Origin of the sequence: Aminobacter sp. Y103A, from assembly GCF_030294925.1 — a bacterium.
Classification (GTDB): Bacteria; Pseudomonadota; Alphaproteobacteria; order Rhizobiales; family Rhizobiaceae; genus Aminobacter; species Aminobacter ciceronei.
In genome coordinates this window covers 1,641,333-1,664,019 of sequence record NZ_AP017986.1, presented here as the reverse complement: position 1 = coordinate 1,664,019, position 22,687 = coordinate 1,641,333, and the positions used below count along the sequence as shown (strand labels likewise).

General features: G+C 64.2%; 27 protein-coding genes. 8 read left to right on the top strand and 19 right to left on the bottom strand.

The genetic code is table 11. The features are described 5' to 3' along the window. Window positions 1-10 precede the first annotated feature (10 nt). Window positions 11-562, top strand: a complete 552-nt coding sequence (gene moaB / locus Amn_RS08005) for a molybdenum cofactor biosynthesis protein B (RefSeq protein WP_067964662.1) — start codon at window positions 11-13, stop codon at window positions 560-562. Window positions 563-648: 86 nt separating this feature from the next. Here moaB and Amn_RS08000 read toward each other — a convergent pair whose 3' ends face one another. Further along, complete coding sequence (locus tag Amn_RS08000) at window positions 649-1,152, bottom strand: glycosyltransferase (RefSeq protein ID WP_182575424.1); 504 nt, start codon at window positions 1,150-1,152, stop codon at window positions 649-651. A gap of 147 nt (window positions 1,153-1,299) precedes the next feature. On the opposite strand from Amn_RS08000, the gene Amn_RS07995 reads away from it, so the two are divergent. Together Amn_RS07995 and rnhB are read left to right on the top strand one after the other, a co-directional pair. Next, window positions 1,300-2,454 carry a PA0069 family radical SAM protein gene (locus Amn_RS07995; RefSeq protein ID WP_192318100.1) on the top strand — a complete coding sequence of 385 codons (1,155 nt, stop codon included), beginning with the start codon at window positions 1,300-1,302 and terminating at the stop codon, window positions 2,452-2,454. A 145-nt stretch (window positions 2,455-2,599) separates the two neighbouring features. Further along, window positions 2,600-3,250: a ribonuclease HII gene (gene rnhB / locus Amn_RS07990; RefSeq protein ID WP_286296062.1), complete on the top strand. Its 651-nt coding sequence runs from the start codon at window positions 2,600-2,602 to the stop codon at window positions 3,248-3,250. A gap of 22 nt (window positions 3,251-3,272) precedes the next feature. Here rnhB and Amn_RS07985 read toward each other — a convergent pair whose 3' ends face one another. From Amn_RS07985 to Amn_RS07945, 9 genes are all read right to left on the bottom strand, one after another. Next, window positions 3,273-3,659: a DUF4180 domain-containing protein gene (locus tag Amn_RS07985; protein ID WP_286296059.1), complete on the bottom strand. Its 387-nt coding sequence runs from the start codon at window positions 3,657-3,659 to the stop codon at window positions 3,273-3,275. A 165-nt stretch (window positions 3,660-3,824) separates the two neighbouring features. Continuing rightward, window positions 3,825-4,304: a F0F1 ATP synthase subunit B gene (locus tag Amn_RS07980; RefSeq protein WP_182575427.1), complete on the bottom strand. Its 480-nt coding sequence runs from the start codon at window positions 4,302-4,304 to the stop codon at window positions 3,825-3,827. A gap of 10 nt (window positions 4,305-4,314) precedes the next feature. Further along, window positions 4,315-4,914, bottom strand: coding sequence for a F0F1 ATP synthase subunit B (locus tag Amn_RS07975; protein WP_067964671.1), 600 nt, complete (start codon window positions 4,912-4,914; stop codon window positions 4,315-4,317). Between the two features lie 61 nt (window positions 4,915-4,975). Further along, window positions 4,976-5,200: a F0F1 ATP synthase subunit C gene (locus Amn_RS07970; RefSeq protein WP_182575428.1), complete on the bottom strand. Its 225-nt coding sequence runs from the start codon at window positions 5,198-5,200 to the stop codon at window positions 4,976-4,978. 64 nt (window positions 5,201-5,264) lie between these two features. Beyond that, window positions 5,265-6,014 carry a F0F1 ATP synthase subunit A gene (locus tag Amn_RS07965; protein ID WP_182575429.1) on the bottom strand — a complete coding sequence of 250 codons (750 nt, stop codon included), beginning with the start codon at window positions 6,012-6,014 and terminating at the stop codon, window positions 5,265-5,267. A gap of 39 nt (window positions 6,015-6,053) precedes the next feature. Next, window positions 6,054-6,464 (bottom strand): AtpZ/AtpI family protein, encoded by a 411-nt coding sequence (locus Amn_RS07960; protein WP_182575430.1) that lies wholly within the window; start codon window positions 6,462-6,464, stop codon window positions 6,054-6,056. Window positions 6,465-6,703: 239 nt separating this feature from the next. Then, a complete protein-coding gene (locus Amn_RS07955) occupies window positions 6,704-7,891 on the bottom strand; it encodes a cell wall hydrolase (RefSeq protein ID WP_182575431.1) in 1,188 nt (395 codons plus the stop codon). Between the two features lie 148 nt (window positions 7,892-8,039). Beyond that, entirely contained in the window at window positions 8,040-9,476 is a 1,437-nt protein-coding gene (der, locus tag Amn_RS07950) for a ribosome biogenesis GTPase Der (RefSeq protein ID WP_286296049.1), read from the bottom strand. A gap of 10 nt (window positions 9,477-9,486) precedes the next feature. Further along, entirely contained in the window at window positions 9,487-10,152 is a 666-nt protein-coding gene (locus Amn_RS07945) for a tetratricopeptide repeat protein (protein ID WP_182575433.1), read from the bottom strand. Window positions 10,153-10,719: 567 nt separating this feature from the next. On the opposite strand from Amn_RS07945, the gene Amn_RS07940 reads away from it, so the two are divergent. After that, on the top strand, window positions 10,720-11,718 hold the full coding sequence (locus Amn_RS07940; RefSeq protein ID WP_286296047.1) for a polysaccharide deacetylase family protein: 999 nt from the start codon (window positions 10,720-10,722) through the stop codon (window positions 11,716-11,718). Between the two features lie 247 nt (window positions 11,719-11,965). Here Amn_RS07940 and sbmA read toward each other — a convergent pair whose 3' ends face one another. Beyond that, a complete protein-coding gene (sbmA, locus tag Amn_RS07935) occupies window positions 11,966-13,240 on the bottom strand; it encodes a peptide antibiotic transporter SbmA (RefSeq protein WP_182575435.1) in 1,275 nt (424 codons plus the stop codon). Between the two features lie 172 nt (window positions 13,241-13,412). Between sbmA and Amn_RS07930 the strand changes: the two genes are divergently transcribed. After that, window positions 13,413-13,817: an MAPEG family protein gene (locus Amn_RS07930; RefSeq protein ID WP_286296042.1), complete on the top strand. Its 405-nt coding sequence runs from the start codon at window positions 13,413-13,415 to the stop codon at window positions 13,815-13,817. On the opposite strand, the gene Amn_RS07925 is transcribed toward Amn_RS07930, so the two are convergent. Beyond that, window positions 13,814-14,017 (bottom strand): hypothetical protein, encoded by a 204-nt coding sequence (locus tag Amn_RS07925; protein WP_182575490.1) that lies wholly within the window; start codon window positions 14,015-14,017, stop codon window positions 13,814-13,816. The two genes, Amn_RS07930 and Amn_RS07925, sit on opposite strands and share 4 nt — an antisense overlap. A gap of 151 nt (window positions 14,018-14,168) precedes the next feature. On the opposite strand from Amn_RS07925, the gene Amn_RS07920 reads away from it, so the two are divergent. Beyond that, on the top strand, window positions 14,169-15,041 hold the full coding sequence (locus Amn_RS07920; RefSeq protein ID WP_286296038.1) for a LysR substrate-binding domain-containing protein: 873 nt from the start codon (window positions 14,169-14,171) through the stop codon (window positions 15,039-15,041). 55 nt (window positions 15,042-15,096) lie between these two features. Here Amn_RS07920 and Amn_RS07915 read toward each other — a convergent pair whose 3' ends face one another. From Amn_RS07915 to Amn_RS07890, 6 genes are all read right to left on the bottom strand, one after another. Continuing rightward, window positions 15,097-15,447, bottom strand: coding sequence for an ArsC family reductase (locus tag Amn_RS07915; RefSeq protein ID WP_172582943.1), 351 nt, complete (start codon window positions 15,445-15,447; stop codon window positions 15,097-15,099). A 68-nt stretch (window positions 15,448-15,515) separates the two neighbouring features. Beyond that, entirely contained in the window at window positions 15,516-15,920 is a 405-nt protein-coding gene (locus tag Amn_RS07910) for a RidA family protein (protein ID WP_115733160.1), read from the bottom strand. Further along, on the bottom strand, window positions 15,917-16,768 hold the full coding sequence (locus Amn_RS07905) for an SMP-30/gluconolactonase/LRE family protein (RefSeq protein ID WP_286296031.1): 852 nt from the start codon (window positions 16,766-16,768) through the stop codon (window positions 15,917-15,919). Before Amn_RS07905 ends, Amn_RS07910 begins: the two co-directional genes overlap by 4 nt. Then, window positions 16,765-17,985, bottom strand: coding sequence for an aminotransferase-like domain-containing protein (locus Amn_RS07900; protein WP_286296030.1), 1,221 nt, complete (start codon window positions 17,983-17,985; stop codon window positions 16,765-16,767). The genes Amn_RS07905 and Amn_RS07900 overlap by 4 nt, the downstream gene beginning before the upstream one ends. Before the next feature lie 23 nt (window positions 17,986-18,008). Further along, complete coding sequence (locus Amn_RS07895) at window positions 18,009-19,280, bottom strand: Coenzyme F420 hydrogenase/dehydrogenase, beta subunit C-terminal domain (RefSeq protein ID WP_182575439.1); 1,272 nt, start codon at window positions 19,278-19,280, stop codon at window positions 18,009-18,011. A 126-nt stretch (window positions 19,281-19,406) separates the two neighbouring features. Next, window positions 19,407-20,339, bottom strand: a complete 933-nt coding sequence (locus Amn_RS07890; protein WP_067964709.1) for a LysR family transcriptional regulator — start codon at window positions 20,337-20,339, stop codon at window positions 19,407-19,409. Between the two features lie 174 nt (window positions 20,340-20,513). On the opposite strand from Amn_RS07890, the gene Amn_RS07885 reads away from it, so the two are divergent. Next, the gene (locus Amn_RS07885; RefSeq protein WP_067964711.1) at window positions 20,514-20,957 is read left to right on the top strand and encodes a MarR family winged helix-turn-helix transcriptional regulator; all 444 of its coding nucleotides are present in this window, start codon (window positions 20,514-20,516) and stop codon (window positions 20,955-20,957) included. A gap of 102 nt (window positions 20,958-21,059) precedes the next feature. Here the strand turns inward: Amn_RS07885 and Amn_RS07880 are convergent, their stop codons facing one another. Continuing rightward, window positions 21,060-21,722 (bottom strand): flavin reductase family protein, encoded by a 663-nt coding sequence (locus tag Amn_RS07880; protein WP_115733165.1) that lies wholly within the window; start codon window positions 21,720-21,722, stop codon window positions 21,060-21,062. 255 nt (window positions 21,723-21,977) lie between these two features. Between Amn_RS07880 and Amn_RS07875 the strand changes: the two genes are divergently transcribed. Further along, window positions 21,978-22,667 carry a GntR family transcriptional regulator gene (locus Amn_RS07875; RefSeq protein ID WP_115733166.1) on the top strand — a complete coding sequence of 230 codons (690 nt, stop codon included), beginning with the start codon at window positions 21,978-21,980 and terminating at the stop codon, window positions 22,665-22,667. Window positions 22,668-22,687 lie beyond the last annotated feature (20 nt).

Below are 22,687 nucleotides of genomic sequence, written 5' to 3'. Positions count from 1 at the left end.
GCCCAACATAATGGCCAGCGAGCCCCGCCCCTTCGTTCCCGTCCGCATCGCGGTGCTGACCGTCTCCGACACCCGCACGCTGGCCGATGACAAGTCAGGCCAGACGCTAGCCGACCGCATCACCGAAGCCGGGCACGTGCTCAAGGCGCGCGACATCGTCACCGACGACAAGGACAAGATTCGCGACCGCGTCACCGCCTGGTCGCTCGATGCCGAAATCGACGTGATCATCACCACCGGCGGTACCGGCTTCACCGGCCGCGACGTCACGCCGGACGCGCTGGAGCCGATCTTCGAAAAGCGCATGGACGGCTTCTCGGAGGTGTTCCACCGCATTTCCTACGACAAGATCGGCACGTCGACGATCCAGTCGCGTGCCACCGGTGGCGTGCTCAACGCCACCTTCGTCTTCGTGCTGCCGGGGTCGCCAGGGGCGTGCCGCGACGCCTGGGACGGCATTCTCAAGGCGCAGCTCGATTACCGCCACATGCCGTGCAATTTCGTCGAGATCATGCCGCGGCTCGACGAGCACCTCAGGCGTGGCGGCACCAAGTCAGCCTGAAGCCAGGGCGTCTTTCGCAATTTCCGACGAAATCTCGCTGCTGGAATTGCCCTAGCTCGAATGAACAACCTTCATAGCTTCGACACCTAGCGCGGCGCGACGACGATTTCGGCATCCAGCGTCTTCATGGCAAGTCCGCGCGCGATGCCTTCGGCGTCCGCCCCGTTGCGACCCAGAATAGCTGCCTGCTTCCTGGTGATGACCAGCCCCTGCTCCAGAGCGCGCGGCCGCGACGTCACCCGTTCCCAGAACGGACGGTTGCTCGCCCGCGACCGGGTGAAGCGCGCCGCCATGGTCAGCCGGCTCATGTGGCGAACAGCATCCTCGGTCCAGCCTTCGGCCAGCCGCGCGCCCGGCTCGAGCAGCAGCAGCCAGTCGCTCCTTGCCTGCGCGATGCCCGCCTGGATGCCGCCCTTGGCGAGATAGGCGCAGCCGGCATGTTCGGCGACATAATGGGTCTGGTCGGTGGAGCCGAGGTCACAGACGATCACCTCGCGCACGACACCCTCGACGGCGCCGCCGACCAGCGCCGCCAGCGTGCGGGCCAGCCCCTCCTCGTCGTCCCTGGTCTCGATCAGAACGCTCAGCATATCCAGCCGCATATCGGAAAGCCGGCCGAAGCGCCAGCCTCGCGGCCCGGAGAACAAAGTTCTTGCTTTGTTCTCTTTTCCAAAATAGGAATAGTTTCATGCCGAACGAATCGACGGGCGGCCTCTTTCCCTCGGGGAGATAGCGAAATGGAACCCATCGCACGGGCCGATATTGCCGCTTTCAAGGGTGGTGGGGCCGGAATGGCCAATGCCATGATCGAGGAAAGCGGCCTGCGCATCAACCATGAGCGCCGACGCGGCCGCGGTGCCGGCGTCAACCCGTCGGGGCGCTACGAGCCGGTCAGCCGCCATGTCTTCGACGACGGCTGGAGCACAATCGAGGAGCTGCCGCCGTTCAAGACCGAGGTCCAGGTCGAGAAGCCGCGCACCATCATCACCCGCAACGAGTCGCCCGACATCTCATTCGACCGCTCGATCAATCCCTATCGTGGTTGCGAGCATGGTTGCGTCTACTGTTTCGCCCGCCCCACCCACAGCTATATGGGCCTGTCGGCCGGGCTCGATTTCGAATCCAAGCTGTTTGCCAAGCCGGATGCGGCGCGGCTGCTCGACCGCGAACTGTCGAAGGACGGTTACCAGCCGCGCACCATCGCCATCGGCACCAACACCGATCCCTATCAGCCGATCGAGAAGCACTGGCGCATCATGCGCGAGGTGCTCGAGGTGCTGGAGGCGCGCAACCATCCTGTCGGCATCGTCACCAAGTCGGCAATGGTCACACGCGACATCGATATCCTCAGCCGCATGGCCGAAAAAGGCCTGGCCAAGGTGGCGCTGTCGGTGACGACGCTCGACCGCATGCTGGCGCGCACGATGGAGCCTCGGGCCGCGACGCCGACGAAGCGGCTCGAAGCTATCCGCCAGCTCTCCGATGCAGGCATTCCGGTCTCGGTGATGGTCGCGCCGATCATCCCAGGCCTCACCGACCAGGAGATCGAGCGCATTCTCGATTCGGCCATGGCCGCAGGTGCCACCAGCGCCGGCTACGTCATCCTGCGCCTGCCGCTGGAAGTCAGCCCGATCTTCAAGGACTGGCTGCTGCGCCATTATCCCGACAGCTATCGCCACGTGCTGTCGTTGATCCGCTCGATGCGCGACGGCAAGGACTACGATTCGGAATGGGGCAAGCGCATGAAGGGCAAGGGGCCCTATGCCTGGCAGATCGGCCGCCGCTTCGAGATCGCGGCACAGCGCCTGGGCCTCAATTCGGTGCGCACCCCGCTCCGGACCGACCTTTTCGAAGCCGGCCCCAAGGATCAGCTGCAATTGACGCTGCTTTGAAAACTCTGGCGGCGCCACCGTCCCAGAAAAGAAATTCCGTCCGGCCGTTCCCCGTGGCCAGCTGACGGTGCCTTCCCGAGCCGCCGCCCTAATCGGCCGGGAAGGTCTTGCGGAGGATCGGGGCCGATGCGAGCATCGCCGCACCATGGCTCGCCCGCGCTCCGATTCTCCGCCCCTCTTCGAATTCATCGACAAGCCCGACTTCGCCTTCGAAACGAAAGCGATATCGGGTGGCCTGTGGCCATGCGCGGGCCTCGACGAAGCCGGACGCGGCCCCCTCGCCGGCCCGGTTGTCGCTGCCGCCGTGGTGCTCGACCCCGGCAACATTCCATCGGGGTTGGACGATTCCAAGCGCCTTACAGCCGCCCAGCGCGACGCGCTGTTCGACGAGGTGCTGTGCAAGGCCCTTGGCGTCGCCGTGGCGTCGGTTTCGGCCGACAGCATCGACCGCAGCGATATCCGCAAGGCGAGCCTGGAAGCGATGCGCCGGGCGCTTGCCGGCCTGCCGGTGGCGGCGAAGTCGGCACTGGCCGACGGCCGCGACGTGCCGCCCGGCCTCGCCTGCACCTGCCGCGCCCTTGTCAAGGGCGACCAGCGCTCGCAATCCATCGCCGCCGCCTCGATCGTCGCCAAGGTGACGCGCGACCGCATGATGTCTGTCTGCGGCTCGAACGACAACCGCTACGGTTTCGAAGTCCATATGGGCTACGCCACCGCGCGCCACAGGGCGGCGATCATCAAGCACGGCGCATCGCTTCGGCTGCACCGCATTTCCTTTGCCCCGTTCAGGGACTAACCACGGCAGAAACGCCTGGCGCCTAACCCTGCCCACTCTGAAGCGGCGACGTCCCGAGCCTGACGTCAAGTTCGGCAAGATCCGCAACGAACCAGATCGACTTGCCCTTGTTGGTCTCGCGCACGAAGTCACGCAGCGCACCGCTTGCTTCCAGCGCCTGCGTGATGTCGCCGACGATCGCGCAGCCCAGGCCGTAATTCACAAACTTCTGAAACACCTCGCCAGCAATGCCGGTGCTGAGCTTGAGAAAATCCGGGGCAAGCCTTTCCACGGGGATGGCGAGGACTTCGGCCTCGTTCGACCACGCCTCGCTGATAAAGTCATTGGCGTCGCTGGGCGCGCGCAGCAACGAGCCGCTCCGGCTGAAAAGAAGCACGCGGGATTTGCCGAATTCGACGATCTGGGTCATGTGACCCGGCTAGCAGCGGCCGCGGCAAGGTGCAAGCCGCACCGGAGCAGCTCCTGCCAAACGAAAGACAGTCGCCCTTGGCTGTCCTGAAAACAAAAAAGCCGCCGGAAATTCCAGCGGCTTTTTCAAATCTGCCCGGCTGCCTGACTTAACTGGCGGCTCGACTTAGTTGAGCTTGGCCTTCAATTCCTGAACCGAGCCCTTGAACAGGTCGGCATTGGTCTTGGCGTCGGCCTTGCCGGCGAAGATCTGGCGAGCTGCCTCGACCGCGAGGTCGACAGCATTGGCGCGAACTTCGTTGACGGCGTCGCGTTCGGCCTGGCCAATCTTGAGCTCGGCAAGTGCGGTCCGGCGAGCAACGTACTCTTCGGTCTTCTTATGCGCTTCTTCGGCGAGAAGGCCAGCTTCGCGCTTGGCCAGATCGACGATGTCGGCGGCCTCCTTCTCGGCTTCCTTGCGCTTGCGCTGGTACTCGGCGAGCAGCTGCTGGGCTTCTTCACGAAGCTTGCGTGCGTCTTCGAGTTCGGCGCGGATGCGTTCGGCGCGCTCGTCGAGCGACTTCGAAAGCATGCCCGGCACCTTCAGGTACAGGACGACACCGACGAAGATGACGAGAGCGACTGTGGCCCAGAATGTTGCGTCCATGGCCCCTCTCCTACTTGCTCGCTGCCTTGACGGCGGCGGCGATGTCAGCCTTGTCGACCTTGCCTGCGCCCAGTGCCTGGACGATCGCGGCAGCGGTGTCCTCGGCGATGGTGCCCACTTCCTTCATGGCATTGGCCTTGATGGTAGCGATGCGTGCTTCCGCAGCGGTCAGCTTCTGGTCGAGCCCGGCTTCGACTTCCTTGCGCTTGGCTTCGGCTTCCGCCTTGGCCTCGTCGCGTGCTTCCTGGCCGATGGCGTTTGCCCTGGCCTTGGCCTCGGCAAGCTCCTGCTCGTATGCGGCAACCGCCGCATCCGCCTCGGACTTCATCCGGGCAGCCTGGTCGAGATCCCCGGCGATGCGATCGCGGCGCACCTCGAGGATGCCGCCGACACGCGGCAGCACGACATTCTTCAGGAAGAGATAGAACAGGCCGAAGGTGATCGCGAGCCAGAGCAGCTGCGACGGATAGTTCGACGTATCGAAAGGCGGAAACAACCCACCACCGCCATGCTCCGCACCCGTTTCGGTGTGCGCAGTGGTGGCATCGGTAGAATGAGCTTCCCCGGCCGCAGGTGCGACTTCCTCGGCGTAACCCGGCGTGACAAACATCTCTATCCCCTGTCATCCCACCGGCCGCAACACGCGGCCGGTCAACTCGCTTACGCGGCTCTTATGCGAAGAGCAGGAGCAGAGCGACGAGGAGCGAGAAGATGCCCAGAGCTTCGGTAACGGCGAAGCCGAAGATCAGGCGGCCGAACTGGCCGTCAGCTGCCGACGGGTTGCGCAGGGCGCCCGACAGGTAGTTACCGAAAATGGTGCCCAGGCCGATGCCTGCGCCGCCCATGCCGAGACAAGCGATGCCTGCGCCGATTGCCTTTGCTGCTTCAACTTCCATTGTCCAACTCCTTGTGGATCGAAATTTAGTTGCGGTATCCAAGACGGCGGCAGCCGCCGTCGAATTAGTGGCCCGGGTGCAGGGCGTCGTTGAGGTACATGCAGGTCAGCACCGCAAACACATAGGCCTGCAGGAACGCGACCAGGACTTCCAGGCCGGTGATCGCGACCGTCATGAACAGCGGCAGGATCGAGCCGACGACGCCGACAGCACCGAATGCGCTGAGCGAAGTGACGAAACCAGCGAAAACCTTGAGCGTGATGTGGCCGGCCAGCATGTTGGCGAACAGACGAACCGACAGGCTGATCGGACGCGACAGGAACGAGATCACTTCGATCAGGACGACCAGCGGCACCAGGATGCCAGGCACACCGTGCGGGACGAAGAGTTTCAGGAAGCCGAAACCGTGCTTCATGAAGCCGTAGACGATGACCGTACCGATGACCAGCAGCGCCAGCGCGAAGGTGACGATGAGATGGCTGGTGACGGTGAAGAAGTAAGGGAACAGGCCGATCAGGTTGGCGACGAGCACAAACATGAACAGCGAAAACACCAGCGGGAAGAAACGCATACCCTGGGAACCCGCCGCGTCTCGTAGCATCGAGGCGACAAATTCGTAAGACATCTCCGAAACCGACTGCAGGCGGCTCGGCACCAGGCCGCGGCTCGACGTCGTCAGGAACAGGAAGGCGCTGGCGGCGACCACGGTGGCAACCATGAAGGCGGACGAGTTGGTGAAGGAGAAGTCGAGGCCGCCGATCTCGATCGGAATCAATTTCGAGATCTGAAACTGATGAATTGGATCGTTGGCCACGCTGGCCCCCCTTCGCCTAAATTGCGCCTTGCGGCGCTGCTATTTCTTTTCCGGTTCGTCCGACGTCTTGTCGGGCGATCTGATACCGGCCTCAGTAACCATTCCTGCCGAACGCAGGACATTGAGCACACCGGCGCCGAAGCCGAGCAGCAGAAACACGATCAAGCCCCATGGCGACGTGCCTGCCATCCGATCGATGATCCACCCCAGACCGACACCAACCGCGATCCCGGCGATGAACTCGCTGGACAGCTTGAGTGCCTGACCGTAGCCGGTCACACCATTCGACCCTGTACTCTTCTCCCCCTCGCGGGCAGTCTGGCGTCTTGTCGCAAGCGTTGCTTCAAGCTGTTGCCGACGGCGCTCGAGTTCGTCGTCGCGGTGATCGTTCTCGGCTCGATTTTCAGGCCGGGAGTTTCCATTTCCGCCTGGGCCCGAAGGCTTGGCCATTGCAAACTCCCACCCGGTCCGAGCGTATCCGTTCGTCCGCTTCAAAGTCGCCGGCAACATAGTTAGAGGGCCCCTGCCCGTCAAGCCACGGGGAGGCCCATCTAACTAAGTATTTTATGTAGGAAAATCAGCTAGTTGTCGAAGTGCGACATCCTGCCCGTGGCTCCGCTCGGTGATCGCCCGCCGAATCCGCGTGCAATCCGGCGACTGGCCGACTCCATGAGCCCGGCCGGAAGCGATCAGCTCCAGCCGCCGCCATAGGTGCGGTAGAAGATGTGCAGGCCGATCTTGGTCATCTTCTTCATGCCGCGCGCCCAGCCGGGATTCACGTAGTTGGCGTAGTAGTGGGTCGAGGAGCCGACTTCCGGGATGAAGATCTTTCCGGCGGTCACCGCCATGGCGACGTCCTGCGCGGTCTTGTAGTGCGAGGGACTGGTGACGCGGTCCTTGATGCCGTCGCAGGCAAACGAGAACTGGCAGCGGTTGAACCAGCCGTCATTCTGATAAACGACGCCGCAGATGGTTCCGGGATAGGCCGGGTTGCGGACGCGGTTGAGGATGACCTGGGCGACCGCTGCCTGGCCGCGCACCGATTCTCCGCGCGCCTCGAAGTAGATGCCGTTGGCGAGGCAGGCCTGCTCGGCCTTGGAGAAGACGCCTGCCGGCAGCGGATTGGCCAGCCACCAGTGGTCGCCCTTGCCCATCGGCGGGATGAAGCGGCCGCCGGCCTCGTCGTCGTCGCGCAGCAGCGCCTCGAAGGGCGAGGCCTTGGCATAGTCGGGCGCGGCCGGTGCGTAAGCTGTCGCCAGGATGTCGGCCTTGTCGTTGTTGACCAGCGAGGCCAACATGGCCGGCACGCCGCGCGTCGCGCGCTTTTCGGTTTCCTTGACGTGGAAGGAGCCGGCGATCTGGACTTCCTTGCCCTTGATCGCGGGCTTGGCGAAGGTCAGCTTGAGGCCGCTGTCGAGGGCGGGGCGCAGAAGCGAACTGGTGCGCTCGAACACCGAGCCGGCGGTGAAGTTCTTCGGCGGACTGACCCTTGAGATGTTGACGATGCGGGCCTTCTTGTCGACGCGGACGATGCGGTCCTCGTCAGGCAGGTCGGACGACCCGAACTTCTTGCCGCGAAACGCGACGGTGCCGACACCGGCGATCTTGACGCCCGAGCCCGAGATCGGACCGGTGATGATGCCATCGACGAACGGCATTTCAGCGGCATGGACCGAGCCAGCGGCAGCTTTCTCGACATAAGCGCCCCAGCGCGTGTCCTTGTTCTCAAGGCCGGAGACGAGGCTGGTCATGTCCTGATAGGCGGCAACGGTGGGAAAGCCGAGCCAGATGCCCAGGCCGATGACGGCCGGCGCCAGGAACGAACGTCTTCCCTCGCGGGCAGCAGCAAACCGCCGCTTCACAACACCTCGATGCACGGAAACTCTCCAGGACGCAACACACCCTACTGGAGAGGAAAATGATGCATTAACCTTGATGGAGCGTTAACGGGCGCAACCTTGGCGCAATGCAACAACGGGCGGGCGAAATGCAAAAAGGGCCCGCTTGCGCGAGCCCTTCGATGTTTCATTTCTTTTTCTTGGCCCGCCCGGCGAACGGGTTGTCAGAAGCGCGCAGCGCCATGCGGATCGGCACGCCGGGCATGTTGAAGGCGTCGCGCAGGTTGTTGACCAGATAGCGCACATAGGACTGCGGCATCACGTCTGGGCGCGAGCAGGACAGGACGAAGCCAGGCGGCCGGGTCTTTGCCTGGGTGATGTACTTGATCTTGAGCCGGCGGCCGGCGACGGCGGGCGGCGGATGATGGGCGAGGATGCCCTCGAGCCAGCGGTTGAGCTTGCCGGTCGAGACACGGCTGTTCCAGACCCGGTGCGTCTTCATCACCGCGTCCATCAGCTTTTCCAGCCCGCGGCCGGTCTCCGCCGACATCGGCACTGCCTGCAGGCCACGCGCCTGCGGCAACAGCCGCTCGGTCTTCTCGCGCAGTTCGGCCAGCGTCTCCTGCGGGTTGTCGATGAGATCCCACTTGTTGAAGGCGATGACCGGCGCCCTGCCCTCGCGGATGATCAGGTCGGCGATCTGCAGGTCCTGCTTCTCGAACGGAATCGTCGCATCGAGCACGATGATGACGATCTCGGCAAAGCGGATGGCGCGCAGGCCGTCCTGCACCGACAGCTTCTCGAGCTTTTCCTGGACCTTGGCCTTGCGGCGCATACCGGCCGTATCGAACATCTTGATGCTGCGACCCTGCCAGTCCCAGTCGACCGAGATCGAATCGCGGGTGATGCCGGCCTCGGGCCCGGTGAGCAGGCGTTCCTCGCCGATCAGCGCATTGATCAGCGTCGACTTGCCGGCATTGGGCCGGCCGACGACGGCGATGCGTAGCGGCTTGGTCTCGTCATAGGCGGGCGCCTCCTCGGCGTCAGGATCGGCGATGTCCTCGCCGATCAGCACGTCGCTTTCGGCGATGTCGCCGGTCTCGTCCTCGTCATCGGCGAAAACGACGTCCTTGCCGAGGGCCTCGACGACGGCGTCGCGCAGGTCGGGCATGCCAAGACCATGCTCGGCCGAGATCTGCACCGGTTCGCCGATGCCGAGCTCCCACGCTTCGAGCGCGCCGCCCTGGGCACCGCGCGCCTCGGATTTGTTGGCGACGAGCACCACCGGCTTGCCGGAACGGCGCACGATCTCAACGAAGGTACGGTCGTCTGGCGTGAGACCCGCCTTGGCGTCGACCATGAAAAAGATGAGATCGGCTTCCTTGATGGCGATCTCGGTCTGCGCCCGCATGCGGCCCTGGAGGGTTGCCGCACCCGCATCCTCGAAGCCGGCCGTGTCGATGACGTCGAAGACGAGATCGTAGAGCTTGGCCGCATGCACACGGCGGTCGCGCGTCACGCCGGGCGTGTCGTCGACAAGGGCGATCTTCTTTCCAACCAGGCGGTTGAAAAGGGTGGATTTGCCGACGTTGGGCCGGCCGATTATCGCGATCTTGAAAGCCATCGGGCCCGCATCACGACGCGTTGCCGGAACCGCGGATCAGTTCGGCCAGGAGGTTGGAGCGCTGACGCGCATTGCGCGGCGCGCCTTCGTCGGAGGAAATCTGCTCGAACAGCTTGAGCGCGTCGGCGAGCTTGCCTTCCTTCCAGGCGGCAAGGCCGAGCGCCTCGCGGGCCGAATGGCGCAGCGGGTTGGTGTCGTTGGTCAGCGCTTCGACGCGGCCGGAGACATCGGCATAGCTGCCGTTGTCGACGAGCAGCAGTGCCGCACGCAGGCGGGCGACATCACGAATGACATTGGGGATCGAGCTGTCGGCAGCCACTTCGTCGAAGCCGGCGATGGCCGCCTTGAAGTCCCCCTTGTCGGCCTGGACGGTGGCGGCACGCATGCGGGCGAGCAGTGGATAGGCGCCGTAGCCGTCCTTTTCGAGCGCATCGAATGCGGCAAGCGCCTCGTCGGCCTTGCCGGAATTGGCGAGCGTCAGCGCCTGCGAAAAGCGGTCGCCGGAGCTGTTGGCCTTGGTCTCGACCCAATATTCCCAGGCCACGAACAGGCCGGTGCCGATAACGATCAGCACGGCAACGACGATGGCTGCGGGGCCATAGCTGTCCCACAGGGCCTTCGCCTTCTCCTGGCGAATTTCCTCGTTTACTTCACGAAAGAAACTGTCGTCCGACATGCTGTCCAATCACCTCTGCCCCTCGGGGGCCGTTTGAGCCTGCGTTTTAGCGGAATTTCGCCGCCATGGAAGGGGGCGGGGCGGAAATTCGGTTCCTACGGGTTCCGCGTGCAGTGAGAGCCGGTCGTGCCTTGCGAAGTCAACCTTTGACGTCATGCTCCTTCGCACCCCCCTCTGGCCTGCCGGCCATCTCCCCCACAAGGAGGGAGATCACGCCGTCATCAACGCCTCAGGCAATCACCACCGTAGCAGCGGCGGGATGAGCGCCGCCGGCGGAGCGACTAATCTCCCTCCTTGTGTGTGGGGGTGAGATGCGGTCCGCGCAGCGGACGAAAAGCCAACTACTTGGCTTTTCGAGCATCGAACGCCCGGCAGGCCAGAGGGGGGTGGGACGGAGCGCGGCAGTGGAGATTTGCCCGTGGAATTTGGCGCCCGAAGCCATCACCCCGGCTCCTTGGCCCAATTGGACGCATAGGCGGCGGGACGCATCCATGCCACATTTCGGCCCTACCGGCTGATCTCGCCCCAATATCGAACAAGCCCCCCGAAATTGCATCGAAGTTCGACATGACCAGAGCGTTCCCAGTCAGTGCTCTCGTATCCGCGTCATTGGTCGCGTCCTCCGCGACGGCCGGGCCGGCGCCCAAGGTCGAGGACGTCAAAAAGCCGCAGATCGTGCTGATCTCGTTCGACGGCGCGCATGACCTCGCGCAATGGCAGCGCAGCCGGGAGCTTGCGGCGCGGACAGGGGCGCGCTTCACCTATTTCCTGTCCTGCGTGTTCTTGTTGTCGCGCGAGACGCGCAGCAGCTACCAGGCGCCCGGCAAGTCGGCCGGCAAGTCGAATGTTGGCTTCGCCATGACCAGACAGGAGGTTGTCGACCGCCTCGGGCAGATCAACCTCGCCGCATCCGAGGGCCACGACATCGCCAGCCACGCCTGCGGCCATTTCGACGGCGGCAAGTGGAGCAAGGCCGAGTGGACCAAGGAGTTCGACGCGTTTTCGACAATCATGCGCGACGCCTACAGGATCAACGGCATCTCGCCCGAGCCGGATGGCTGGGCGAGGATCGCCGCATCGGTGAAGGGTTTTCGCGCGCCTTATCTCTCCGACAGCAAGGGGCTGACGGCAGCACTTCGCGACAGGGGTTTTGCCTACAATGCCAGCGGCGTGTCGCGCGGACCGGAAGAACCCAGGCTCGACGGCTCGATGATGGATTTTGCCCTGCCGGAGATTCCTGAAGGCCCCTCGGAGCGACGCATCATCGCCATGGACTACAATCTGTTCGTCCGCCACTCCGGCGGCGTCGACAAGCCCGCGGAAGCGGCAAGATTTGAAAGCCGCGCCTACGGCGCGTTCCGCAAGGCCTTCGACACGCAATATGAAGGCGGCCGTATTCCGTTGCAGATCGGCTTCCACTTCACGCTGATGAATGACGGCGCCTATTGGCGTGCGCTGGAGCGCTTCGCCGGCGAGGTCTGCGTGAAGGCGGATGTCGAATGCATCAGCTATGCCGACTATGTCGGGCGGCAGAAGGATACAGCGCCGGTGCAGACCGGCGGGTGAGCTGGACGCGCGGGTAGGCCCACTCGCGCGAGCTTACGCCCTTACCCGTTGGGACATGGCCGTGATCAGTCATCAACGCCATGCAGCGCGACCAAAAACCATTCGCATCAACAGAGTCGCCATGCCGTGATAGCGAAGCCGCAAGAGGGTGCATAACGCGCCCCCTCAGCTACTTGCCGATAACTGACTCCGGCGATCCAATGCCGATATCTGGCTCCGGCGATTGCGCTGGCCGGGGCGCCGGCACTCAGGCCGGCTCGCTCTCCGGTTCGGAGCCGGTCTTCTTCCGGTCGAGATAGCGCTGGTCGATATCGGGCAGCGCTTCACCCGACAGCGTCGCCTCAAACGCGCGCAGACGCTTGTGTACCGACTGCAGCTCGACGATCGTCGACCAGGAATTGAGCAGGAACTGCAGCGATCCGGTCACGCGGCCGAAGGCATTCGAGATCTGGTTCATCGGGCCCAATGTGATCTTGTGCGCGACGATCGACGGCCCGAGGATGATGAAGGAGAAGATGTTGTCGGCCTGCAGGTAGGTGTAACGGACGACGTTGAAGTAGATGTAGTGGGCGTAGAGCCGGAAGTAGTTCTTGCGCACATTGGTGAAAAGCTCGGTGGTCGTCGCCGGCTGGGCACGGTCGGCATGGTCCTCGCCATAGACCAGCTCCTTGCGGTAGGCAGCCTCGACGCGCTGGTTGCGGAATTGCAGGCCAGGCAGCTTCACACCGGCGAGCATGACCGACAGCGTGCCGAGCAAACACCAGCCGATCGCGGCGAGGATGAGCGGCTGCGGGACAGCGCCGATGATCGGCAGCTCGGTGATGTGCTTCTGCAACTCGATCAGAACAGGCAGGAAGGCGATCAGCGTCATGATCGACGCAACGAAGCTGGACCCCAGGTCTTCCATGATCTGGGCGAAACGCATGGTGTCTTCCTGAATACGCTGCGAGGCGCCTTCGATGTGGCGCAGCTTGCTCCAGTTCTGCATGAAATAGTCGTTCATGGCGGTGCGCCAGCGGAAGATCCAATGCTGCACGACATAGGCGTTGACGACCGAAACGTTCATGCCGATCAGCGCCAGCCAGGCAAAGCTGGCCGCGCCGGCATAGAACTCGGCATTGGTCGAGTTGGTGGTGCCGCCCATCAGGCCCTGGACGTAATCGAAGAACGGGCCGTACCAGTTGTTCACGGCGACGCTGACCTGAACGTTGAAGTAGATCAGGAACAGGATGACCGAGGTGACGAGGATCGACCATTGCTGCCAGGGATGGGGCGAATACCAGCGCCAGAAGGCATAAAAGAGCAGGACGCCGGCGACATAGTAGATGTAGAACCAGATGAACGGTGCCGACAGGAACACCGTGATGCCGATGATGGGTGGCGTGCCCGGCGCCGCCGGAGGCAGGCCGAATACGGCGCCCAGCTGCGCCCCGCCGAAGAACCAGAACAGCACAAGCACCAGACTCCAGGCCGCAGCCGAGGTGAAGAACAGCTTCGGCTGCGGGAAGAACGATATGAACACGGTTCCGGGTTCCTTTCGGAGACGGGGGCATTGCCTGTTGGCCGCATGAAGTCACACTTCGTGGCACAAGGGAATCCCCTGCGGCGACCACCTGTTGCAATGCGAGCCGGATCGTGGCGATTTTCCGCACCGGAATATTACAGTTTGGTCATCTAGACAGTTCGGGGAGCGTATGAACCAGTCAGCCCTTGCCGCAGCCGGCGTCTATGCGGGCCTGAACGCGCTGATATTGCTGTGGCTGACCATGGCAACCGCGCTGGTGCGGCGCAGGCACATGGTGGTGATCGGCGACGGCGGGGTGGCGCATCTCCGCCGTACGATGCGCGGCCATGCCAATGCCATCGAGAACATCCCCGTGATGCTGGTGCTGCTGGGATTTGCGGCAGCGCTCGGCGCGCCCATCCTGGCGATCCATCTGCTGGGTGCTGCCTTCACCGTCGGCCGCACGCTGCATGCGTGGCATTTCAGCCATGCCGAGGCGGCGCAGTGGCAGCGGGCGACGGGCTTCGGGCTCAGCGTGCTGACGCTTGGCGCGGCAACTCTCGGCGTGCTCGGCCACGCCCTCCTTCTGCTCTAGGCGCGGCACTCGCCCGGCACCGGCAAAGCAGGCCGGAAACCGCGGCCGAGCGGCAGATCGGCGAGCTCGCGCTCGTCCATGCGGGCGATGTCAGGATGGGAGAGCGGATCGCGCAGCCAGGCGAGGAAACGCTCGCTGTCGATGCCGTGGTTGTCATGCTTGCCTTGAAGCAGGGTGGCGAGGCTTGAGAAAATCTTCATCTGACTTCTCCTGGGCGTTGATCCTTTCACGCTATTTTCGCTACAAACGCTGACGCTACAATCAAGAAATGCCGAAGCAGGAGTTTAGAAAATCTCAAGTCGGGCACTCAATCGCGTTCTCAATCGCGTCCATCTCAACGGGCTCCGCGCGGTGGAGAGCGTCGCGCGCTGCGGTTCGCTGGTCAAGGCGGCAGAGGAGCTCGGCGTATCGGCCAGCGCGGTCAGCCAGCAGATCGGCCGCACCGAGGCGCAGCTTGGCCGTGCCATCTTCCAGCGCACCGGCGCGGGACTGGCGCTGACTGCCTTCGGAGCGGAGTTTTGTGCGCGGCTTACGACCGGCTTTCAGGAGCTGGGCCGCGCGGTGGCGCTGGCCGACGAGGCGGTAAGCAACGTGCTGGTGGTGTCGGTGGCACCGGCTTTTGCCTCGCGCTTCCTGGTGCCGCGGCTCAACCGCTTCAACCAGCGCCATCCCGAAATCAAGCTCAGGATCGACGCCTCGACCGGGCTTGTCGATCTCGACCATTCCGACGTCGACCTCGCCATCCGCATGGGCGACGGCACATGGCCCGATGTGCGGGCGGAGCTTTTGCTGGCGCAGGAGGTGTTTCCGGTCTGCGCGCCGGCGCTGGCCGCAAAGCTCAAGGAGCCGGCCGATCTCACGCATCTGCCCGTCATCGCCGACGAGAGCACGATGATCAGCTGGGAGCGCTGGTTCGAGGCGGCGGGGCTGGCAAAGCCGTTTCCTGTGCAACGGGCGGGGCCGTCCTTCACCGACCCGATCCTCGGTATCGACGCGGCGGTGGGCGGACAGGGCGTGGCGCTGGCCTGGCAGCTCCTGTCGGCCGACGCGCTGGCCGACAGGAGGCTGGTGGCGCCGTTCGGCATCACGGTCGCCAGCGGGCTCGGCTACTATCTGGTCAGCTCCAGACTGGGGCGGCCAGGCCGCAAGGTGCGCGACTTCACGACGTGGCTGCGCGAGGAAGTGGCGGCGACGATGGCAAGGTTCGGCACACGGGCGAAGTAGCCGCGCGGAGGTTCAGCCGCGGGCTGCGGCCCGCCGTTTCCTTTCGCGAAAGAAATCACTCCGGGAATGCGGCGTCGTAGGCCTCGGGCTTGAAGCCGACGAGGCGGCGGCTGCCGAGGTCGAGCATCGGGCGCTTGATCATCGAGGGTTGAGCGAGCATCAGTGAAATCGCCTTGTCGGCGTCGAGGCCTTCCTTCTCAGTGTCGGGCAGCTTCTTGAAGGTGGTGCCGGCGCGGTTGAGCACCGTTTCCCAGCCGAACTCCTTGACCCAGCTTTCCAGGCTTTTGCGGTCGATGCCCGCGGCCTTGTAATCATGGAAGTCGTAGGCGACGCCGTGACCTTCGAGCCAGGTCCGGGCCTTCTTGATCGTGTCGCAGTTCTTGATGCCGTACATTTTGATCGACAAGATCGGGCCTCCACAAGCGCGGCCGGCCGGGCGGACCCGACTCGGCCAGTTTCAGGTCCGGCTAGGTTCTACACCTCGACAGCTTTGGCAAGCGCGTGGCGCCAGGCGACCGCCTCGACTTCGACCATGATCTCGGGCAGGACGAGGGCGGTGACGACCATCGCGGAGGCGGCCGGCGGATTGTCGGCGAAGATGCGGTTCTTGACCACGGCATAGGCCTGGTAGGCTTCGGCACTGGTCAGGTAGCAGCGCAGCGAGACGACATGGGCGAGCGTCAGCCCGGCCTCGGCCAGCACCGCCTCGATGTTGCGGAACACCTGCTCGGTCTGCCCGGCGGGATCGCCGACCGCGACGATCTGCTTGTCCTTCAGCGCCACCTGCCCGGACACGAGCACGAAGTCGCCGCAGCCGACGGCCTGACTCATGCCGGGGAAGGCCATGCCTGGAGGATTGAGACGTTCGACGTTGCTCATGGCCGTCCTGCTCCCGATGCTGGCGCGCGGACGACATCGATGCGCCCTCCCCTCAGCTTCACCGTCATCTCAGGGTCGTGGTGCGGGGCAATACAGATGTAGAGGTCGCGACCGTCGGCCCCACCGAGCATGCAGGCATAGGGGTTGGCATCAGGGATGACGACCCGCTCAACGATCTCGCCAGCCGGACTGATGCGCAGCACCATCTTTTCGTAAGGCGATGCAGCCCAGATGTGCCCCTCGGCGTCGAGGCAGATGCCGTCGGGCACATGGCCGTCGATCGCAGCGAACAGCCGGCGGTTGGACAGGCTGCCGTCGGCTGACATGTCGAAGGCGGTGAGACGGGCGGCCATCGACTCGGCGATGACGAGCGTGCGACCGTCAGGTGAAATCACCGCACCGTTGGGGCACATCAGGCCGTCCGCGGCGACACTGATGGAGCCATCCGGCGCGACAGCGGCCAGCATCGTCGGCGCCGGCGGCTGGCCGGCGTAGAAGTCGAAGCCGATGTTGCCGACATAGGCGCGGCCTTCACCGTCGACGACCATGTCGTTGGAATGGAACGGGTGGACGGCGGCGAGATCGGCATGAAGCACGAGTTTGCGGTCGCCAAGCCGTCGGAACAGCTTGCGGTCGTTCATCGAGACGACGAGCAGGTCGCCGTCCGGCAGCCAGCCCATGCCGGATGGGCCGCCGGGAACGGCGAAGCTGTCGCACCTGATTCCGGCGGCATCCAGGACATGGACGAGGCCGTCATGCTGGTCGGCGAACCACAACTGGCCGTCATGCCAGCGGGGGCATTCGGGATAGACAAATCCCCCCGCGATCGTGCGAACAGAAAGCGTCATGCCGGAACCCGGGCGCAAGCGCTGAGGATCTCGCCGAGCTTCTTGATGCCGCGCTCGATGATGTCTTCGCTGACATGGCTGTAGGCAAGGCGCAGGAACTGGCGGCCGTCGCTTTCGCCCATGAAACGTTCGCCGGGGCGGAAGAAGATGCCTTCCCTCGCCGAAAGCTCGGCGGCGCGCTGCCAGTCGACGCGCTCGTCGATTTCGAGCCAGAGATAGAACGAGCCCTGCGGCATGCGGAAGGTGACGTAGTTGCCGCAATGGTCGCGCACGGCGCGCGCTGCCGTCTCGGCCTTGCTTTTGTAAACCTTGTTGACCTCGGCGATATGCTCGTCGAGCAAGCCTTCCGAGATATAGGAGGTCATGACGCGGGCATGCCACTGACCGACGCCGAGATCCTGGCGCACGGCGGCGATGGGTTCGATGGCGGCAGCCGGACCGGCGATCCAGCCGAGCCGCAGTGCGGGAGCGACGATCTTGGAGAAGCTGCCGCACTGGATGACGCGCTCGTCGGTGTCGAGGCTGAGCAGCGTCGGCAACTCCTCGCCGGCGAAACGCAGGTCGCCATAGACATTGTCCTCGATGATGAGAAAGTCATGTTCGCTGGCGAGCTTGAGCAGTTGCTTGCGGCGCGGCACCGACATCTCGGTGCAGGTTGGCGTCTGGAAGGTCGGGATGGTGTAGACGACCTTGACCTTCTTGCCCTCGGCTTTGACTTTTTTCAGCAAGGCTTCGAGCTTGTCGATGTCCATGCCGTGGTCGTCGACCGGCACTGTGCGCAGGTCGCCGCCGGCCATCTGCATGAAGCGCAACGCATAAGGGAAGGACGCCGCCTCGGCGACGACGACGTCGCCCGGATTGACGTAGCCATTGGCGGCAAGGGCGATGCCCTGCACCGAACCCGAGGTCAGGATGACGCCAAGAGTGCCGAGCTGCTTGCCCTGGGTGCGTTCAATGCGGTCAGCGATCTCTTTGCGCAAGCCCTTGAAGCCGAAGACCAGCTCCTCATAACCGGTGGCCGGGTCGAAATAGTCGAGCACCTTGGCGCCGTGCTCGTCGAGCGCCTTGCGGGCGAGGCGAACGAGGTCCTCGGTGGGAAACGTCTCGGGCGCTGCCAGTCCCTGGTCGAAATTGAAGATCGCCGGCACTTCGGGATCCGGGAAGAACAGGGCAGGCCCGGAACCGGAGAGCTTGGCGCGCAGTTGATCGACAGACATTGTTTCCTCCTTGATGATCGTTGTCAGCTTGTCTTGGTGTCCGGGACGAAGGTCCCCGAGGTGATCGGGCTCTCGCGGTTGCGGCGCTTGAGCGAACGGGCAAGCGTGCCGCGGAAGGCTGCCCAACGTTCGCGCCAGCTGGCGGCAAGGCCGGCCTGGACCACCCGCAGCCCGCCATAACAGGGGAATGGCTGACCGGTCAGGGCGAGACCGGCGAGCCGCCACAGCACCGAGCGCTTCTTGGTGCCGTGGTCGTCATGCATGGCTTCGAGTTCGGCAACGGAGAACGCCTCCTCATGGATGTAGCCGGCGACGAGCGCATCCTCGATCAACTGCCTGCCGCGTACGGTTCGGGCAATGTGCATGTTCCAGCCGTCGCCGGCCTCGCGATGGCTCGGCTTGCCATCCTCCATGACCCAGCAATCGCCGGCGACGACGTCGGCGTGCTCGCCTGTGCCGTCAGCGCAGATCTTGCAGCGGAACATCAGCTCGTAGGTGAGATTAGAGAACCATGTCTCGTCATAACTCTGGCTGTGCGCCCTGCCCTGCCGCGTGTGCAGATAGGTCGGACCGGGCCAGCCATGGCCGCGATAGCGGAACTCGTCGACGTCGCGGTGGTCCTCGCCGAAGCGCCTGACGATGTTGTAGGTGGCGGCAATGCTGGGATTGCCGCCGCAGACCATCGCCAGCATGTAGGGGATCTGCAGGTCGACGCGCGGATCGACAAGCGCCAGGTTGCGCAAGGTGGCGACGTCGCAGGGCTTGCCGACGAACGCGAAGCGGCGGCCGCTGTCGAGCAGCGCTGCGATGTCCTTCAGCGGCGCCGACGGCCCGTAGCGGGAGCCCGAAGAGGCAACGATCTGCTCGCGCGTGGTGTTGAACCTCGGTTCGTTGTGCAGCGGGTTGTCGCTTGCGACGCCGGTCTGCAACACGCCGTCGACCTCGCCGCTTTCGACCAGATAGACCGCGAGCGCGGTGAGCACGCCGCCGGTGGCGCTCCTGAAGCGAATCTCCTTGTCGGTCGCATGGCCCTTGGCGAGATGCAGCATCGCGCCGAAAATGCGGTGCGGCTTGGCCTCGGCTGGTGCTGCGCCCTGCTGCGCGCGCCCGGCACATATCTCCAGCACCGCCTGCTGCTCGCCCTTGTCGAGCGGGCGCTGGCCGCGCGGCCGCATGTAGCCTTCAGGCGACATATCCATGCGCAGGGCGTCGCCTCCGAGCAGGCTCGCGCAAGCGCCGCAGCCGGTGCAAAGCCCACGCTCAACAATCTCCTCGATGCTTGCCGCAGCACGCATGCGCCATCCTCCCGGCGACAGCCTCGCGGCCATCGCCCCAGCGACAGGTTTTCGATCTCAGCTGTTGGCTCAAGTTATAGGTCGGCGGTATTTGCCCGGGCAAATTGCCAATCCGAATGACCGACATCAGCCTGAGTGATCCCGGCAGGCGTCCGGAAAACAATCGTCGAGCACGCCGCGAACCCAATCATGCGCCGGGCTGCCTTCAGAGGCCGGGTGCCAGTAGAGCCAGGTCTGAAGCGGCGGCATGCGGAAAGGCCGGGGCAACGCAACGAAACCATCTTCGGGCAGGAAGTGCCGGACGAAGGAGGTCGGAATTGTGAGGCAGAGGTCGCTGCGCGACAGGATGGCGGCAGCGGCCAGGCAATGTTCGAGATGCACCGCCACCTGCCGCTTCAGCTTCATCCGGGCCAGCGCGCCGTCGACCAGATTGGCAAAGCGCGGGCGATTGGAGATGTGCAAGTGGCTGAGCGCCATGTAGCGCTCGATGGTGAAGGGTTCGGTCGCCGCCGGATGGCCCCGGCGCATGACACAGACGAATTCGTCACTGAACAGCAGGCGCTGGCCGAAACCATCCTCGGCCAGCGGATGCGACTCGACGGCGAAGTCGATCTCGCCCGAGGCCAGGCCGGGAAACAGGTCGCGCTCGGCAAGGAAGCGGTTGCGCACCGTCAGCCTCGAGCCCAGCCGGTTCAACTCGCCGACAAACGGTGCCAGCACGACCGCCTCGGCATAGTCGCTCATGCTGAAAGAGACGATGCGCTCGGAGGCGAGCGGGTCGAAGCGCTCATGCCGTGCGAGCGTGCGGTCGAGCGCGGTGAGCGCTTCACGGACAGGGCCGATCAGCGTTTCGGCGAGCGGCGTCGGCGCGATGCCCTGCCGGGCACGGACGAACAGCTGGTCGCCGAAGATGTCGCGCAGGCGCGCCAGGCTGTTGGAAACGGCGGGCTGGGTGACGTTGAGCGTTTCGGCGGCACGGGTGATGCTGGCCTCGCCGTAGACGGCCTCGAAGACATGCAACAGGTTGAGGTCGAGCTTTGCCAGATTGCGCAGGACCACACCCCACCTCCTCCATCCCCGGCTGCGCCGCTCCATTGGCGAGAATGGACATTACCTACGCTGATCGAAGCCGCAGCCTCGTCCGAAGGGACTAGGAGGATGGTTCTTGCCGGAGATATTGCCGCGAATTACATAGGCATCTAATGATAATCAAAAGAACAAAAGGGGATCGATATGAGCAGCGCCGAGCTGAAGAGCGCGTTTTTTGACGAATTGCTGAAGGTCAACCGCAAGCTCAGGACGATGTTCGACGCGCGGGTGAAGGAGCGCGGCCTGACGCTGGCGCGCGCCCGACTGATGATGCAGATCGCCAAATGCGAGGGCAAGACGCAGGCCGAGCTGGCAGAGCAGATGCAGATCGAGCAGCCCTCGCTGGTCGGGCTCATCGACGGGCTGGAGAAGAAGGGGCTGGTGGTGCGCTGCACCACCGACGGCGACCGGCGCACCAAGCGCATCTTTCTGACGCCGACGGCGCGGCGCGAGGCCGACAGCATGTTCGCCGACGTCGCCGAGCTGCGCTGCCTGGTGCTTACCGGTGTTGACGACGCCGACATCGAAAGCGCGACCCGCGTGCTGCGCGTGCTGAGCGAGAACATTGGCGCGGCGGCCGAGGACTGACGCCCAAACAGAAAGGGCGCCCGAAACGAGCGCCCTTCCCATGCAAGGTCGTCGGGGGCTTACGCCTTGCGGTGGAGCGGGTGGGCCGACAAGGCTCTGGCCTCAGCCGATGACCTTTTCCGACTTCGGGGCGGCATTGGCGGCTTTTTCCTCTTGAGGAAAAAGCTCGGCCGGGCGCTTGAGCACGAACTGGTCGGCGGCAACGATGTAGTTGTCGGCGTGGAGACGGGCGATCGGCTGGTAGACCTCGGGCCGGACATAGCGGCCGCGCTCATCGAGGCAGTCGTCGCGAACATACATCTGCACGACCTCGCCAATGACGATGGTGCGGCGGCCATAATCGAGGATCTGCGACACACGGCACTCCATGGCGCAGGGCGATTCCTCGATGCGGGGTGCCGCGACCTTTTTCGACGGCGTGCTGGTCAGGCCGGCGAGCTCGATCTCGTCGACGTCGGCGGGGAAGTTGATGCCGGTGACGATCATCTCGCTGGCAATCGCCATGTCGACCATGTGGACGACGAACTCGCCGGAGCGGCGGATGTTGGCGACGGTGTCCTTGGCGGTGCCATCAGGACGGGTCTGCATGCCGAGGATGAGCAGCGGCGGCTCATGTGAGAAGACGTTGAAGAAGCTCATCGGCGCGGCGTTGTTGCAGCCATGCTCGTCGATGGTGGTGACCAGCGCGATGGGGCGCGGTCCGACGAAGTTGGTGAGCAGCCGGTAGCGGTCCATTTCGGGCAGCTCGGCGAAATCGAAATCCATTTTTTCTCCCTCAGACCGCAATCCGCAGCATGTGGTGGGTGCCGATATCATACACCCGAAGCACCGGCGCCTCACGTTTCCGGACGGCAGACCCGCGCCACCATGTAGCAGGTCGGTTCCCGACTCCATCCATCGCACGCTGTCATCGTATCCAATTATTGTCAACAATCGTTGTCGACAGATTTGTTGACTTGCCGCGCTTTTAGGTTTGAATAGGTTGGAGCCGCATATCGGGACGAACGGGAGGAGGATTGGATGGACGCTGAAGCAGGCATGCGGCATGCCACCGATCAGGAAATCTACGAGAAGATCTGGAGCGCCATCGCCGAGCGGCAGATCGGCCCCGGCACGCGGCTGAAAGAAGAGCAGCTTGCCGACATCTTCGGCGCCAGCCGGGCACGCATCCGCCATGTGCTGCAGAACCTCGCCCGCGACGGCCTGATCACACTGGTTCCCAATCGCGGTGCGTTCGTATCCAAACCGTCGATCGAGGAAGCGCGCGATGTGTTCTTCGCCCGCCGCACCATCGAGGAAAGGCTGGTCGAGCGGCTGTGCGCGACCATCGACGCCGCCGGAATCGCTCGGCTGGGCGAACATGTCGACCAGGAGCGCAAGGCCCACCAGGGCGGCGACCTCGCCGGTGCGATCAGGCTCTCGGGCGCGTTCCACATGCTGATCGCCGAGTTGGCGCAATCGCAGATCCTCGCCACCCTGCTGCGCGATCTGGTTTCGCGGACGTCGCTGATCATGGCGATGTACCAGCAGAAGGAAATCCAGAACTGCGGCCCCGACGAGCATGCGGCGATCGTGCAGAGCATCACCGCGCGCGACGCCAAGGCGGCACTTGCCGTCATGCACCACCACCTCGCCCATATCGAAAACCAGCTCGATCTCGAAAGCGAACGCGTGCTCGCGCGCGACCTGGAAGACATTCTGGGGCTGTAGCCCCGGTTTGACATGGCTTG